The organism is Nonomuraea sp. NPDC046570, from assembly GCF_040645915.1.
In the GTDB taxonomy this organism is placed as follows: Bacteria; Actinomycetota; Actinomycetes; order Streptosporangiales; family Streptosporangiaceae; genus Nonomuraea.
The window spans coordinates 1-15708 of the sequence record NZ_JBEYZF010000052.1 but is presented as its reverse complement, the minus strand read 5'-3'; the positions used below and the strand labels follow the sequence as shown (position 1 = coordinate 15708).

At 69.7% G+C, this 15708-nt stretch carries 13 protein-coding genes and 2 tRNA genes; 3 read left to right on the top strand and 12 right to left on the bottom strand.

What is annotated here, in order from left to right; translation table 11 throughout:
* Positions 1–41 precede the first annotated feature (41 nt).
* A complete protein-coding gene (locus ABZ911_RS39810; RefSeq protein ID WP_358068713.1) occupies positions 42–713 on the top strand; it encodes a hypothetical protein in 672 nt (223 codons plus the stop codon).
* Between the two features lie 61 nt (positions 714–774).
* Here the strand turns inward: ABZ911_RS39810 and ABZ911_RS39805 are convergent.
* The 8 genes from ABZ911_RS39805 to topA all read right to left on the bottom strand — a co-directional run bounded on the left by ABZ911_RS39805 (position 775) and on the right by topA (position 10376).
* A tRNA-Thr gene (locus tag ABZ911_RS39805) sits at positions 775–851 on the bottom strand.
* Positions 852–957: 106 nt separating this feature from the next.
* Positions 958–1782 (bottom strand): regulatory iron-sulfur-containing complex subunit RicT, encoded by an 825-nt coding sequence (ricT, locus tag ABZ911_RS39800; RefSeq protein ID WP_358068771.1) that lies wholly within the window; start codon positions 1780–1782, stop codon positions 958–960.
* A 79-nt stretch (positions 1783–1861) separates the two neighbouring features.
* On the bottom strand, positions 1862–2488 hold the full coding sequence (locus ABZ911_RS39795; protein ID WP_358068710.1) for a permease-like cell division protein FtsX: 627 nt from the start codon (positions 2486–2488) through the stop codon (positions 1862–1864).
* Between the two features lie 8 nt (positions 2489–2496).
* Entirely contained in the window at positions 2497–3003 is a 507-nt protein-coding gene (locus ABZ911_RS39790; RefSeq protein ID WP_358068707.1) for a SigE family RNA polymerase sigma factor, read from the bottom strand.
* Between the two features lie 58 nt (positions 3004–3061).
* On the bottom strand, positions 3062–4237 hold the full coding sequence (locus ABZ911_RS39785; protein WP_358068704.1) for a DNA polymerase III subunit delta': 1176 nt from the start codon (positions 4235–4237) through the stop codon (positions 3062–3064).
* Between the two features lie 9 nt (positions 4238–4246).
* Complete coding sequence (gene tmk, locus ABZ911_RS39780) at positions 4247–6292, bottom strand: dTMP kinase (RefSeq protein ID WP_358068701.1); 2046 nt, start codon at positions 6290–6292, stop codon at positions 4247–4249.
* Between the two features lie 113 nt (positions 6293–6405).
* On the bottom strand, positions 6406–7623 hold the full coding sequence (locus tag ABZ911_RS39775) for a metallophosphoesterase (RefSeq protein WP_358068698.1): 1218 nt from the start codon (positions 7621–7623) through the stop codon (positions 6406–6408).
* Between the two features lie 56 nt (positions 7624–7679).
* Positions 7680–10376: a type I DNA topoisomerase gene (gene topA, locus ABZ911_RS39770; RefSeq protein ID WP_358068695.1), complete on the bottom strand. Its 2697-nt coding sequence runs from the start codon at positions 10374–10376 to the stop codon at positions 7680–7682.
* 204 nt (positions 10377–10580) lie between these two features.
* On the opposite strand from topA, the gene ABZ911_RS39765 reads away from it, so the two are divergent.
* Positions 10581–10766, top strand: a complete 186-nt coding sequence (locus ABZ911_RS39765) for a DUF5703 family protein (RefSeq protein WP_358068692.1) — start codon at positions 10581–10583, stop codon at positions 10764–10766.
* A gap of 133 nt (positions 10767–10899) precedes the next feature.
* On the opposite strand, the gene ABZ911_RS39760 is transcribed toward ABZ911_RS39765, so the two are convergent.
* The 3 genes from ABZ911_RS39760 to ABZ911_RS39750 all read right to left on the bottom strand — a co-directional run bounded on the left by ABZ911_RS39760 (position 10900) and on the right by ABZ911_RS39750 (position 15092).
* Positions 10900–12861 (bottom strand): chaplin family protein, encoded by a 1962-nt coding sequence (locus ABZ911_RS39760; RefSeq protein WP_358068689.1) that lies wholly within the window; start codon positions 12859–12861, stop codon positions 10900–10902.
* A gap of 227 nt (positions 12862–13088) precedes the next feature.
* Positions 13089–13679, bottom strand: coding sequence for a hypothetical protein (locus ABZ911_RS39755; RefSeq protein WP_358068768.1), 591 nt, complete (start codon positions 13677–13679; stop codon positions 13089–13091).
* A gap of 114 nt (positions 13680–13793) precedes the next feature.
* Positions 13794–15092 (bottom strand): M20/M25/M40 family metallo-hydrolase, encoded by a 1299-nt coding sequence (locus tag ABZ911_RS39750; protein WP_358068685.1) that lies wholly within the window; start codon positions 15090–15092, stop codon positions 13794–13796.
* 132 nt (positions 15093–15224) lie between these two features.
* Between ABZ911_RS39750 and ABZ911_RS39745 the strand changes: the two genes are divergently transcribed.
* A tRNA-Leu gene (locus ABZ911_RS39745) sits at positions 15225–15313 on the top strand.
* A gap of 173 nt (positions 15314–15486) precedes the next feature.
* Here the strand turns inward: ABZ911_RS39745 and ABZ911_RS39740 are convergent.
* The coding region (locus ABZ911_RS39740) for a cytochrome P450 (RefSeq protein WP_358068682.1) at positions 15487–15708 on the bottom strand (222 nt) is incomplete at its 5' end.

The following is a 15708-nucleotide window of genomic DNA, read 5'->3' as shown; positions in this document are numbered from 1 at the left end:
CTCCAAACGATCTATCTGTTAGAGGTCGATTGGAGAACCGCATGGACACCTCCGCCCTATGGACTGAAGCCATCAAGGCTCTGCCCAGCCTGGGTATCGCCCTGGTGACGCTGACCTTGGGCTGGCTCGTGGGAAACCGACTCACCGCGCGCTGGGACGAACGCAAGAAACGCCGAGAGCTGGATCTACTGGCTCTCGGCGTCTTCTACGACATCTACGGGCAGTTCTTCGCAATCTGGAAGCTCTGGAGCGCCATTCCTACTGGAATGTCCGACGCGGAAGAGTTCCGACGAGGGCTGCTGGAGCGGGCTGCAGAGATTGAAGGACGCCTGGAGTCACTCCTCGTCAGGATCGCCACCGAACGAAAGCTCTCCGATCGAGACGGCATCCTCTTGGGATGCTTCCGTCAAGCTGTTCAAGGCCTTCGCGAGTCGATCAGAGACAGCGTTCCGCTCCGCTCCAGAGTCTTCCGCGTGAGTGACCAGAAGCTGGTGACCTGGGAGTGGGCAGGCTCCGAAGATCCGCCCTATGTGGCGTTCAAGGCGCTGGCCGCCTTTGTGGGCGAGCTACTGACGAAACGTCACCAAGCAGTCGAGTCCACAGCAGTCTCGTCGGCTATTCGTAAGATCACGAGCAACCGACTGGAACGTATGTGGCTCGAAGAGACGTTCAAGCTGCTCGGCTTGACCAGCCCCGCATGGCCTGTCCTGTAGCGCCTGTTAGCAGGGGTGTTAGCAAAAGGGCCCTCGCGATCTTCGCGAGGGCCCTTTGACCTGGAGCCGCCTTCGGGATTCGAACCCGAGACCCCTTCATTACGAGTGAAGTGCTCTGGCCGACTGAGCTAAGGCGGCGTGCCATACAACGCGTGAGAGTCTACCAGGATCCGCCCCCGTGCTTGGAACGTCTGGGCTCAGTTGATATCCGGCACGACGCCCCATCACCGGCGCCAGGCCCTCGTCACGCCTCGCCGCCATAGGTGGAGTCGTAAGCCTTCCGTGGTCCGCACACGCTCGCCTTTGAGCAGGCGCAGCGTCGGCCGCCGTCGTTGAGCCGTACCACCACGGAGTCGGACGGCACGTTGTGCCCGACCACGGTGCCAGGCCCTTCGGGGGTGTCGACGGCCAGCCCCACACGAGGGGCGGAGGCGCGGAACTCCTGGTACAGGGGGTGTTCGTACTTCAGGCAGCACATCAGTCGTCCGCACGCGCCGGCGATGCGCAGCGGGTTGACCGGCAGGTCCTGGTCCTTGGCCATGCGGACGGAGACGGGCTCGAAGTCCTTCAGGAAGGTCGCGCAGCACAGGTCGCGCCCGCACGGCCCGATGCCGCCCTGCAGCCTGGCCTCGTCGCGGGGGCCGATCTGCCGCAGTTCCACCCTGGCCCGCAGGTTGCGGGCCAGGTCGCGGACCAGCGCCCGGAAGTCGACCCGGTGCGGCGCCGAGAAGTAGACGGTGTAGACGTTGTCCTTGTCGAGGTAGTCGACGCCGACCACCTTCATCGGCAGCGTGTGGCGCTTGATCAGCCGTTTGGAGACGCTGCGCGCCTCGGCCCGCCTGCGCTTGTTGCCCTCGTCACGGGTGAGGTGCTCCTCACCGGCGAGTCCCTCGCACACGGGCAGGCCGTCGATGTCATCGCTGGTGTACTGCGGCGCCCACACGCACTCGGCCACCTCAGGCCCCGCCTCGGTCGGCACCAGCACCTTGTCGCCGACCTTGGGGCTGTGGCCTCCGGGGTCGAGGTAGTAGAGCCTTCCGTAGCGGGTGAAGCTCACGGCCATGATCATTCCCATGGGCTAGAGCCAGCCTCCTGACGGCCTAGGGGGATCCGTACGGCCACCATACGTGTCTCCCTTGTCAGGCGCGTCAGTAAACGTCCGCGGTGGCGCAGGTGTCCCGAAGCCCAAGAAAGCCTTTGATCGTTCCCAGGAAACCGGCGCGCTCCATCAGGCACTTGGTGTCGATCACGTTGGCGACCCCCGGCAGGACCTCGACCGCGGAGATGAGCGAGGCCGCCTCGGCGTCGGGCTTCAGGTTCACGCGGAACGAATCGGGCATGTCGGCTTCCGTGATCATCTCAAAGTCGTCCGGGAATTCGCGGCGGAAGTTGGTGTAGGCGGTCCGCAGGTCCTTGAAGACGTACGACTCGATCTCCGGCCGGGCCTTGAGCGCGTCCTCCACGGCGGCCTGTTCCTGCGCGGTGATCTTCTCGCCTCCGCAGTTCGGGAAGGGGGCCTCCGCCTTGCACAGGAAGATCGAGACATCGGCCCGGGATCTTCCGTCCGCCGCCAGGTACAGGCCCGCCATCATGACTGGGCGGTCCTCGGGAACCGGTCGCAGCGCGATGGCGCCGGCGAGGACGACCGCCAGGCCCACCGCCACGAGCCGCAGGTCCACGCGGATCCGCCGCCGACGGGCCGTCAGCGGTTGCAGCGTCTCCGTCTCGACCGTGGCGCCCGCCGAGGCGAGCGCGTCACGCAGGCGGTCTTCCACCGGACTGTTCATGATTCCTCCTCAAGGGCTCGGCCGAGGGCCGCCAGCCCGCGCGCGATCGTGGACCGCACGGTGCTCGCGCTGATCCGCATGGTCTCGGCGATCTCCTGATCGGCCAGCTCGAAGTAGTAGCGCAGGGTCAGCGCCTCGCGCTGGCGGCGTGGCAGCGCGCCCAGGGCCCGCAGCACCTCACGACGGTCCTCGCCCACCAGTGCGGCGCTCTCCGCCGACCACACGGGCGGCTCGTACGGCACCGGCCGCCGGAACACCGTCGCCCTGCGCCGCAGCACCGACCGGCACCCGTTGAGCACGGCCGATCGCACATAGGCGAGCGCCCTGTCCGGATCTCGCAACCGGCCACGCCCGGCATGAGTGCGCGCGAACGCCTCCTGGACGACGTCCTCGGCACTCGCCCGATCACCCACCATGATCAGCGCGAGCCGTACCAGGCCCGCCTGATGTTCGGCGAAGATCGCGGCGACATCCACCGGCGCTCGCGGGGGGAGCAGTTCCACTTTCACATCACAGAGACGCGTGGGAATGCGGTCTGCTGCTCGCGCGGGCGAGAAAGATTCAGGGGCGGCGCAGGCCCAGCATCATGGCCTCGACCGCGATCTGCGGGTTGACGTTGGCCTCGAGGCGCTCGCGGCAGCGCATGATCGTGTCGATCCGGCGCAGCGTCTCCTCCGGCGTCGAGGACTGGGCCAGCCGGTCGAGCTCGAAGCGGTGATCGTCGTTGGCCAGCTCCACCGAGGCGCCGAACTGCATCGCCAGCACATCCCGGTAGTAGGCGACGAGTTCGAGCAGCGCCTCGTCGAGGGAGTCACGCTTGATGCGGGTGGCGCGCGACTTCTGCCGGTCCTCCAGCTCCTTCAGCGCCCCGGCGCCGCCCCGGACCAGCCCGCGGTTGAGCCCCTTGCCCGACGAACCCTCGCCGTAGATCTTGCGCAGCTCGCTGGTCTCGGTCTCGTTCAGCGCGGCCGTCGCCACGCCCGCCTCCTCCTCGGCGGTCTTGACCAGGCGTTCGGCGGCGCTCACGCACTCCCCCACGCCGGTCAGCGAGGGCGGGATGGCGAGGACGGCCTCGCGGCGCCGCCGTACCCCCTCGTCCAGGGCGAGGCGGCGGGCCCGGCTGATGTGGCCCTGCGACGCCCGCGCGGCGAACCGCGCCATGTCGTGCGGCACGCTGTCGCGGGTGGCCAGCACGTGCGCGACGGCCTCGGTGGACGGGGTGGCCAGTGTCACCACGCGGCAGCGGGACCTGATGGTGATCATCAGGTCGTCCGGCGAGGGGGAGCAGAGCAGCCACACGGTCCGCGGGGGCGGTTCCTCGATGGCCTTGAGCAGGGCGTTCGCCGCGGACTCGGTGGCCCGGTCGGCGTCCTCGAACAGGATGACCCGCCAGCGGCCCTGGGTCGGCGCCCCGGCGGCCCGCAGGATCAGCTCACGGGTCTGCTTGACGCTGTAGGACAGGCCCTGCGGGCGTACCGCCTCCAGGTCGGGGTGCGAGCCGATCATCACCTGGTGGCACTGGTCGCAGTGGCCGCAGCCGCCGTCGGGGCAGAGCAGCGCGGCGGCGAACGCCCGCGCCGCCTCCTCGCGCCCCGACCCGGGCGGCCCGGTGAACAGCCAGGCGTGCGTCATGCCCGCGCCGCGCCCGCCCGCGACGGCCTCGGCGCCCGCGGCGGCGGCCCTGGAGAGCACGGCGGTCGCCTGGGCCTGGCCCACCAGGTCGTCGAAGACAGTCACGCGCTAAGGCTAGTCGCGAATGGCGGGCATGGTGCCCGTCGCGTCCTCGGAGTCCTGCGGGACGGGATCGGGCAGGATCTCCCTGATCCGGTCCTGGATCTCCCTGGTGATGTCCCGCTGCGCCAGTGTCCCGTCGACGATCAGGTACCGGTCGGGGGCCGAGGCGGCCAGCGCGCGGAACTCCTTGCGCACCCGCTCGTGGAACTCCAGCGGCTCGGCCTCGATCCGGTCGGCCGCCCCGCCCAGCCTGGTCAGGCCCACCTCCGGCGGGACGTCGATGAGTACGGTGAGGTGCGGCACCAGCCCGCCGGTCGCCCAGGCGTTGACCTTGGAGACGTCCACCGGGTCGAGCGCCCGCCCCGCCCCCTGGTAGGCGAGCGAGGAGTCGACGTAGCGGTCGCAGACCACGATCGCGCCCCGGCCGAGCGCGGGCCTGATCACCTTCTCCACGTGCTCGGCCCGGTCCGCGGCGTACAGCAGCGCCTCCGACCGCGCCGACAGGCCCTTCTCCGCCGCGTCGAGCAGGATCGCCCGCAGCCGCATGCCGACCTTGGTCGAGCCGGGCTCGCGCGTCTGCACCACGTCGAAGCCCTGGTCGCGCAGCCAGATGGCGACCAGCCGCGACTGGGTGGTCTTGCCCGAGCCCTCGCCGCCCTCGAACGCGATGAACAAGCCGGGCAGTTGCTCGGCGACCTCAGTCTCGAACCGCTCGCCGCGCACCGCCGCCAGCAGGTCCTCCGACAGGGAGACGCCCTTCCTGTCGTCCATGTGCCGCAGCGCGAGCAGCCCGACGATCATCGCGAGTACGCCGCCGAGGACCAGCACCAGGTTCGAGCCGTCGAAGCGGTAGGCGGCATCGCCGAAGGCGATCTCGTGGCTGCCGAACAGACCGGCCAGCGGGTTGGCCACCGCGACCACCAGCAGCAGCGTGACCCTGGCCGTGGACTGCAGGAAGGAGAAGGTACGGCCCCGCAGGGCGTCCTCGACCTCCAGCCCGATCAGCGTGTACCCGATGATCCACGCGATGCCCGCGCACGCCCCCAGCGCCACGGTCAGCAGGACCACGATCACCAGGTTGTGCACCAGCGCGATCGCGGCCAGCACCACCCCGGCCACCGTGATCGACAGGCCGAACAGCCGCCGCCGCGACAGCTCGCGCAGCAGTCGCGGCCCGAAGAACATGCCCAGCGCCATGCCGACGAACACCGCGCCGAACACCACACCGTAGGCCGCGTCGCCGCCGCCCAGTGACTCCACGTAGATCTTCGCCACGCCGACCACCGTGCCGCCCGCGGCGAACGCGCCGAGCATGCCGACGATCAGTCCGCGCACCAGGCGGTGGCGGCTGACGTAGCGCCAGCCCTCGACGACCTGCTTGAGCACCGACGGCGCGGAGATCGCGACGTTCCGGCGCGGGATGTCGCGCAGGGTGAAGATGAGCACGGCCGAGACCAGGTAGGCGCAGGCGTTCAGCAGCAGCGCCAGGTCGGTCGGCTCGGTGCCCGACAGGAACGGCACGAGGTTGCGCAGCATGTCGCCGGTCAGCGACAGGATCGCGAACAGCAGGGCGGCGATGGGGGCCGTGCCGTACGTCACGAGGAGGTTGAGCTGGTTGGCCTCCTCCAGCCGCTCCTTGGGCACCAGGTTCGGCACCGTGGCGTCCTTGGCCGGCACCCAGAACAGGTTCACGCACTCGACCAGGAACGTCGCGACGATCACCCACTGGTAGCTGCCGATCAGCGGGATCGACAGCACCACCGCGAAGCGCGACAGGTCGGAGACGAACATGGTCAGCCGCCGGTCGAACCGGTCGGCGAAGGCGCCCGCGAGCGGCCCGAGCAGAATCGCCGGCAGCATCTTGGCGACGAACACGCCACCGATGGCCAAAGACTGCACCTGGTAGCTGTCGCCCTGCGTGAGGTTCCCGGCCAGCGCGGTCAGGGCGAGGATGTTGAGCCAGTCACCGAGGCTGCAGACCGACATGGCCATCCACAACCTGCGGAATGGGGCGATGGCCAGCACGCTTGCTGGTCTGCGTCGGCCGATGGTGGTCATAGTGTCAGCGTATCCAGGTGGTCGCCGGGCAGGAGCTTAGGGAGCGGTCGCTCGTCGCCTGAGGGTAGTGCCTCGGCGGTGCTCGGCGGCACCGAATGCATAACACGTTCTCGTCAGGGCGCCCTGAGTTCCAGGATGGAGATCTCCGGAGGAGCGCCGACCCTTACCGGCGGGCCCCAGAACCCTGCCCCTCGCGTGACGTACACCTGCACCCCGTCGATCGTCGACAGCCCCGACACTGCCGGCTGCTGGAACGGCACCACGAGGTTGAACGGCACCATCTGCCCGCCGTGCGTGTGCCCCGACAGTTGCAGGTCGACGCCGAACCCGGCCGCCTCGCGCACCTGGAGCGGCTGGTGTGCCAGCAGCACCGACGAGCGGGAGGTGTCCCGGCCGTTCAGCGCCTTGCCCAGGTCGGACCCGTCGTCGCCGCCGGTGAGGTCGTTGACGCCCGCGAGGTCGAGCACCGCGCCCCCGTGCGCGATCTCCACCCGCTCGTTGCGCAGGGAACGCACGCCGAGCTGGCCGAGCTCCTCGACCCACTCGGCCGGGCCGTTGGCGGAGAAGTACTCGTGGTTGCCGGTGACGAAGAACGAGCCGTAGCGCGACTCCAGGTCCTTCAGCGGCCTGGCCAGCGGGCCGAGCTCGGCGACCGTGCCGTCCACCAGGTCGCCGACGATCGCCACCACGTCCGGCCGGAGATCGTTGATCATGCGGACGATGCGCTCGGTGTGCCGGATGCCGGTGAGCGGGCCCAGGTGGATGTCGCTGACCACCGCGAAGCGCAGGCCGCCGAGCCGGGGATCGAGCTTCGGCAGCACGACCGTGACCGGCTCGATCACCGGGTCGCCGAGGGCGGTCCGCACGCCGTACCCGACGGTCCCCAGCGCGCCGACCCCGGCGGCCAGCGCGGTGGCCCGCCCGAGAAAGAGCCTCCTGCTCACCAGATCCGGTACGGCAGGCGGCTCCTCCACCGCGGGCGGCGCCGGAGCGCCCACGGTGACGGGGACGGGCTTGTCCGCCACGGCGGGGCTGCTCCGCCTGATGAGGAACGCGGCGACCGCCCGCGGGATCTCCAGCACCACCAGGAAGACCACCAGGTAGAACATCACCGCCAGCCACAGGAAGCCGGGCCAGGCCAGGAAGTGCGCGACCTCGAAACGCGAGCCGATCATCGTCGCGGGCACCAGGACGGCCAGCGCGACCAGGCACCAGGTGAGCACCCGGCGAGTCCGGCCGGGCAGCGTCGTGGCCCGCACCAGCCGCCGCCACAGGTAGTAGTGCACGACGACGACCACGGCGAACATCATTCCGGCGAATCCCAGGACCACGCCGTCATGCTACGAGTCCTGGGCGTCCACCCGCGCACCGCCGCCTGAGAGGCCTCTCAGGACTTGGCGGCCGGCTTCTTGGCCGCGGCCTTCTTCACCGGAGCCTTCTTCGCCGGGGCGGCCTTCTTCTTCGGAGCCGGTGCCCGCTCACGCCGCTCGGCCAGCAGTTCGGCCGCCCGCTCGATGGTGATGTCCTCGACCGTGTCGCCCTTGCGCAGCGACGCGTTCGTCTCCCCATCGGTCACATACGGCCCGAAGCGGCCTTCCTTCACCACGACCGGCTTCTTGGAGTTGGGGTCGTCGCCCAGCTCGCGCAGCGGCGGCGCGGCCGCCGCCCGGCCCCTGCCGCGTGCCTTGGGCTGCGCGAACAGCTCCTTGGCCTGCTCCAGGGTGACCGTGAACAGGTCGTCCTCGCTGGACAGCGAACGCGAGTCGGTGCCCTTCTTCAGGTAGGGACCGAACTTGCCGTTCTGCGCGGTCACCGACTCGCCGTCGAGTTCGCCCACCAGGCGCGGCAGCGACAGCAGCTTCAGCGCGTCCTCAAGCGTCACCGTGTCCAGCGACATCGTCTTGAACAGCGAACTCGTGCGCGGCTTGGCCGCCTCGGCCTTCTTGGCGCGCTTCTTCGGCGCGTCGGCCGCCGGCGCCTCCTCGACCACGATCTCTGTGACGTACGGGCCGAACCGCCCGTCCTTGGCCACGATCAGGTTGCCGGTCACCGGGTCCTTACCCAGCTCCCGGTCGCCGGTCGGGCGGGCGAACAGCTCCTCGGCCTTCTGCGCGGTCAGCTCGTCGGGCGTCAGATCCTCGGGGATGTTGACCCGCGCGCCGTCCCGGTCCAGGTACGGCCCGTAGCGGCCGACCCGGATCATGATGTCGCTGTCCCTGATCGAGAAGGAGCTGATCTCCTTGGCGTCGATCTCGCCGAGGTCGGTGACCATCTCCTTGAGACCTTCGTCACCCTCCACGCCGTAGTAGAAGCGCTGCAGCTCGGGCACGCGCTCCGCCCGGTCGTTGGCGATGTCGTCGAGGACCTTCTCCATGTCGGCGGTGAAGTCGTAGTCGACCAGGTTGCCGAAATGCTGCTCCAGCAGGTTGACCACGGCGAACGCCAGGAAGGACGGCACCAGCGCGGTGCCCTTCTTGAACACGTAGCCGCGGTCCAGGATCGTTCCGATGATCGACGCGTACGTCGACGGGCGGCCGATCTCCCGGTCCTCCAGCTCCTTGACCAGCGACGCCTCGGTGTAGCGGGCGGGCGGCTTGGTGGAGTGGGCGGCCACGTCGAGCCGGGTCACGCTCAGCGGGTCGCGCTCGGCCAGGTTCGGCAGGCGCTTCTCCGAGTCGTCACGGTCGGTAGACGGGTCGTCGGCGCCCTCGACGTAGGCCTTGAGGAAACCGTGGAAGGTGATCGTCCGGCCGGAGGCGCTGAACTCGACCGCCTCGCCGCTCTGCGAGGTGCCCGCGACCTTGACCGTCACCGACTCGCCGACGGCGTCCTTCATCTGCGAGGAGACCGTGCGCTGCCAGATGAGCTCGTACAGCCGGAACATGTCGCCGGACAGGCCCGTCTCGCCCGGGGTGCGGAACTCCTCGCCGGACGGGCGGATCGCCTCGTGCGCCTCCTGGGCGTTCTTCACCTTGCTGGCGTAGACGCGCGGCTTGTCCGGGACGTAGGCCGCGCCGTACAGCTTGATGGCCTGTGACCTGGCGGCCGCGACGGCCGTCTCCGACAGCGTGATGCTGTCGGTACGCATGTAGGTGATGAAGCCGTTCTCGTAGAGCCGCTGCGCGACCTGCATCGTGTACTTCGCCGAGAAGCCCAGCTTCCTGCTGGCCTCCTGCTGCAACGTGGTCGTCCGGAACGGCGCGTACGGCTTACGCGTGTACGGCTTGCGCTCGACGGACTTGACCTGGAACGACGCCTCCCGCAACCGGCCGGCCAGCGCGCCCGCGGCGGCCTCGTCCAGGTGCAGCACGTCGTTGCTCTTCAGCGTTCCGGTGCTGGCGAAGTCGCGGCCCTGGGCCACCCGCCTGCCGTCGACCGAGGTCAGCGTCGCGGTGAAGTCACGCGGCTTCTCCTCGGGCTTGTTGGTGTCGAACAGCGCCTGCAGGTCCCAGTAGTGGGCGGCAGTGAACGCCAGCCGCTCGCGCTCGCGCTCGACCACCAGGCGGGTCGCCACCGACTGCACCCGGCCCGCCGACAGCCGCGGCTTGACCTTCTTCCACAGGACCGGGCTGACCTCGTAGCCGTAGAGGCGGTCGAGGATGCGCCGGGTCTCCTGGGCGTCGACCAGGCGCAGGTTCAGGTCGCGCGGGTTGGACACCGCGTCCCTGATCGCCTGCGGGGTGATCTCGTGGAAGACCATGCGGTGCACCGGCACCTTGGGCTTCAGCACCTCGCGCAGGTGCCAGGCGATGGCCTCGCCCTCGCGGTCCTCGTCCGTGGCCAGGTAGAGCTCGTCGGCGTCCTTCAGGAGCTGCTTGAGCTTGCTGACCTGCGCCTTCTTGTCAGGGTTGACGACATACAGCGGCTCGAACTCGTGCTCAACGTTGACCCCGAGGCGCGCCCAGGACTCCCCCTTGTACTTCTCGGGGATGTCGTCGGCCTTCTCCGGCAGATCGCGGATGTGGCCGATGCTGGACTCGACGATGTAGCCGCGCCCGAGGTACCCGGCGATGGTCTTCGCCTTCGCCGGCGACTCGACGATCACCAGGCGGGTTCCGCCGGCGCTGCCGTTGTTGGCTGGCACGCTGCTTCCTACCTCGCTGTTCGCTAGCTAAATCCCCCATGGGATCCGACACGCCGGGATCCGGCACAAGTCTGAAGGTAACCCGTCTCGCGGGTTTTTCCTTCCCCCGGGGCTACCCACTCATTTCCGGGTCCACCCACCAGGACGCAGAATAAGCCCCAGTGAGCTACCCCGTCCCTTGCCCCACCCTGGAGACTAATCGTTGTGCTGGAGTACTCCTACATGGATGTCTACATCCCGCGTGGCATCTCGCGCGAAGCGGCACGTCAGCTGCTGACCGAACACGCGGAGTACGGACACTGGGAACTGGCCCGCGTCCGGTTGTTCTCCGACGGAAGCCGCCAGGTACGGCTACGCCGCCGCATCATCAGGGTTCGCAGCACCCTGTGACCGGACATGGCTTTGCCCGCCCCGGGCCGCGCCCCCGGAACGGGCAAAGCTTCTATGTCCTCCCGCCCTTCAACAGGGCAGGCGAACCGTCTGGCGTCACCGTCTCACCGGCTGTGAGCGGCGCGGTTCTGGGCTACTTCTTGCCGAGGCGGAAGCGGCGGGTGGTCGCGAACAGCGTCGCCGAGGCGGCGAACATCGCGCCGAGAACCAGGGCGAACAGCGAGGTGGAGTTCATCCCGGTGACGCCGGCGGGCTGCTCGGCGCTCATCAGGCCGAGGTCGCCGACCGGCAGGGCGCCGGCCGCGCCGCCGACGGCCCCGCCGACCGGGGTGGCGGAGACCAGCGAGGTGGCCGGGCCGAGGGCCGAGACCGGGCTGGCCTTCCCGCCCTGGCGGATGGGCGCGCCGGGCGCGTCGGGACGGCCGGGCATGCCGGGCAGCTCGGGCAAGGCCGGCAGGCCCAGCGTGCCGGCCAGGTCGCCGACGACGGGCAGCGACGGCAAGGCCGCGCCGCGCATCTGCTGGTTGAGGTTGCCCGCGTCCTTCAGCCCAGGCAGGGCGGGCGTGACGGGCAGCATCCCGCTGGTCTTGTTCTTGGTGACCTGGCCGGTGCCGCGGGCCAGGTGGTCGTAGCCGTCGCCGGGCCGGTCGACCGGCTTGCCGACCCTCGACCCGCCCAGGCATCCGGCGGCGGCGTCGCCCAGGACGGCGACCGCGTTGCCGCAGATGTTGATCGGGGCGGTGATCGGGGCGATCACCTGGTTGCCGGCCAGCACGCCGGACCGGCCCGAGGTGGTGTTACCGCCGCCGCCCACGCCGTGCTTCGGCGAGACGCTGGCGCCGCCCTTGCAGTGGGCCTGGGCCAGGCCCAGCGCCGCCACCGCATTGCCGCAGGCGTTGATCGGGGCGGTGATCGGCGCGATCACCTGGTTGCCGGCCAGCACGCCCGACTGGCCGGACGTGCGGTTGCCGCCCGCGCCGTGGCCGCCGTTCTTCACCGAGGCGCCGCCCTTGCACCCGGCGAACGCCTGCCCGAGGACCGCGACCGCGTTGCCGCAGACATCGATCGGGGCGGTGATCGGCGCGATCACCTGGTTGCCCGACAGCACGCCGGACCGGCCCGAGGTACGGTTGCCGCCCGCGCCGGTCCCGGCCGCGCGGTTCTCCACCGAGCTTCCGCCCTTGCAGCCCGCGATCGCGTTGCCGACCGCGTTGCCGCAGGCCGTGATGGGCAGGTTGATCGGAGCGATGACCTGGTTGCCGCTGCCGACGCCGAACCGGCCGTCGGTGTCGTTGCCGGTCGAGCCGGGACGCCCGTGGGCGGTCTGGTAGTGGTGGCCGGGCTTGCCGCCCCCACCGTTGGTGACGCTGGAGCCGCCCTTGCATCCGGCGAAGGCCTGGCCGAAGACGGCGACCGCGTTGCCGCAGATGTTGATCGGCGCGCTGATCGGCGCGATCACCTGGTTGCCGCCGAGCACGGAGCTACGGCCGGAGGTGGTGTTGCCGCCGGCGCCGCCGTGGTGGCCGGAGTTCTTGACGGACGCGCCGCCCTTGCAGCCCGCGGTCGCGTCACCGAAGATCGCCACGGCGTTGCCGCAGGCGTTGATCGGGGCGCTGATGGGGGCGGTGACCTGGTTGCCGCCGAGGACGCTGCTGTCGCCGGAGGTCCGGTTGCCCCCGGCGGTGCCGCTGCCCTTGCCGGTGTTCTTGACGGTCGCGCCGCCCTTGCAGCCCGCGTCGGAGCTGCCGAACAGCGAGACCGCGTTGCCACAGGCGTTGACCGGGGCGCTGATCGGCGCGTTGACCTGGTTGCCGCCCAGAACGCTGCTGTTGCCCGAGGTCTGGTTGGGGATGCCGCTGCTCCTGGCGGTGTTCTCCACCGAGGCGCCCCCCTGGGAGGCGGCGGTGGACTGGCCGGCCGCGGCGACGGAGTTGCCGCTGATGTCGACTGGCAGGGAGATGGGGAGGTTGACCTGGTTGCCGCCACCGACGGAGGAGTTTCCGGAGGTGTCGGCGACGGCCGTACCGCCACCGAAAGACATGACCGCTACCGCGAGCAGAGCCGCGGGGGCCGAAGCCTTCGCCCACGTACGCATGAATGCTCCTATGTGGTTCTTGGGGGGAAATACCTGACAGTTCGCGGGCAGACCGAGGCCATGCGAGGTCCCTTTGACCGCACACAGCGGAGACCTCGGGAGATTGACGCGAACCAGAGACGACTGATGAGTCACCCGTCTACGGAGGGGCTCCCTTGAACAGGGATCAGGCCACGCTCCGCCGCCGGCAAGCCCCGATGAGAAGGGGGGCCGACACGTGACGAGGATCAGTCAGGTGAGAAGGAAGGGTCGTCCGCCGCTGTGCGGACGACGGGGGGCAGCACGCACGCCAGGGGGGCGCGCTGAGCCGTGAGCCGCGGGTCGAAGACAGACCTCGCGACATCCCCCATGCCAGGCCCGGAAGGGCCGTTGCCACCGTTGTTGGGCACCAGTCCATTGGCGCCGGTGTTCTTGCTCACGGTGGAAGGTGCTGGAGAGCCGGGCGTCGACTGGCTGGTGAGCCCATCAACTCCGCGCCCGGCCATTGCCTCGGCGTTGTCCATGGCCGAAGCGGTGCCGTGTGCCGTGGGGAAACCGTCCGCTAGGGACCCGGCGACGGCTTGAGGGGAGTCGGCTCCTGTCGCCGCGGTGGTGTCCGCGGCCGCCGGAGCGGCTGAGAGCAGTCCGAAAAGTACGGCGAGCAGCCATCCGGCGGCGAGTAGGCCGCCTACCTTGACCGCTCGTGCGAGAACCTGCCGGGCGCCGGCCGCGAACCGCGCCATCCGGGCGGCCCGATCGGTCATCACACCCTCTTCGGAGACGGTCACGGGCACGCGCCGAGCAGCGAGGGACATCGTCCCCTGCTGCCGCCCCGGCATGCGTGCCACGTGACCTCCCGAGCTCCAGAACCGACCTCTTGCGAGGCCGGTCCGTGAGACCACCCCTCAACGATCCGTAACCGTAGCAGCACCCACAGTCGTCGCAAGAGGTTTTCAGCAGAGACCTAGGAATCGGTCAAGCACCCGGACCCCGAACCGGAGCGAATCGACCGGCACCCGCTCGTCCACCCCATGGAACATCCCCGAGAAGTCCAGCTCAGCGGGCAACTTCAGCGGCGCGAAGCCGTACCCCCTGATGCCCAGCCTGCTGAACGCCTTCAGGTCGGTGCCCCCCGACATCGTGTACGGCACCGCCCGGCCCGCCGGGTCCTCGGCGTGCAGGGCGTCCGTCATCGCCCGCACCAGCGGCCCGTCGAAACCGGTCTCCAGAGCCACCTGGTGCTGAATGAACTCCCTGCGCACGTTCGGCCCGATCAGCTCGTCCACCGTGGCGAAGAACTCCTCCTCGTACCCCGGCAGGAACCGCCCGTCGATGACCGCCGACGCGCTCTGCGGCACCACGTTGGACTTGTAACCGCCCTCCAGCATCGTCGGGTTGACCGTGTTGCGGAGCACGGCGCCGATCATCCGGGCCAGCGGGCCCAGCTTCGCCACCGTGGCCTCGGCGTCGGCCTCGTCGATCTCCAGGGCGTCGGAGACCTCGCTGAGGAACGTCCTGACCGTGGGCGTCAGCCGTACCGGCCACTCGTGGCGGCCCACCCGGGCGACCGCGTCGGCCAGCTCGGTGATCGCGTTGTCGGTGTTCAGCATCGAGCCGTGACCGGCCCTGCCCTTGGCGGTGAGCCGCATCCAGGCCATGCCCTTCTCCGCGGCCTCGATCAGGTACAGCCGCGTGTCGCCCACCGACACGCTGAACCCGCCGACCTCGCCGATCGCCTCCGTCACCCCCTCGAACAGCTCAGGGTGCTTGTCGACGAGGAAGTTCGCGCCGTAGGCCCCGCCGGCCTCCTCGTCGGCGGTGAACATGAGCACCACGTCCCTGGGCGGCCTGCGCCCCTCACTGAGGCGCTGCTGCACCACCGCCAGGATCATCGCGTCCATGTTCTTCATGTCCACCGCGCCCCGGCCCCAGACGCATTCGTCGGCCACCTCCCCGGCCAGCGGGTGGTGCGTCCAGTCGGCCGCGTCGAACGGCACCACGTCCAGGTGCCCGTGCAGGAGCAGCGCCTCACGACCCGGGTCCGTGCCCTCGATACGCGCGATCACGTTCGCCCGCCGGTCGTCGCTCTCCAGGATCCGCGCCTCGACGCCCACCTCGGCCAGCTTCCCCGCGACGTACTCCGCCGCGGCTCTCTCCCCCGGCCCGTTGTTGTCCCCGGCGTTCGTCGAATCGATCCGAATCAGCTCACGGCACAGCTCGACAACCTCGTCCTCGCCCTTGAGCACGGTCATGACGGCCCCTTCGATCAGGTACGGCTCGCGCCCTCCATCCTGCCGCCCGGCATTACCGGTATGACGCAGCCCCCAGAGTTTGCTAACCTTACGGAGCCGACGCGGGATGACGGTCCCGCGTGCAGGCACCACGTCCGGGTGGCGGAATAGGCAGACGCGCTAGCTTGAGGTGCTAGTGCCCTTTGCGGGGCATGGGGGTTCAAGTCCCCCCTCGGACACCAGAGGAACCCCGAGAAGATGCAGGTCATCGACTCGGGGCATCTTCATTTCTGCCTCCAGAACGAGCCGTGACACTCCGCCGCGATCTTGCTCACCGGTGCCGCGGACGCGATCGTCGCAGGCGAGCGACCACAGCGGTGGGCCGTACGCGCCCTCGCCCGTCACCAGCTGGCGGTCAGGCGTCCCAGGTGACCGGGAGGCTCTTGACCCCGTAGATGTCCGCGGTCTCCGGGCGCAGGGCGACCTCTTCGGCCGGTACGGCCAGCCGTAGCGTGGGGAAGCGGTTGATCAGTGCGGGGAAGGCGACGCGCATTTCGACGCGGGCCAGTTGCTGGCCCAGGCACTGGTGGATGCCGTGGCCGAAGGCCAGGTGCCCGCCGTCCTGCCTGCGCAGGTC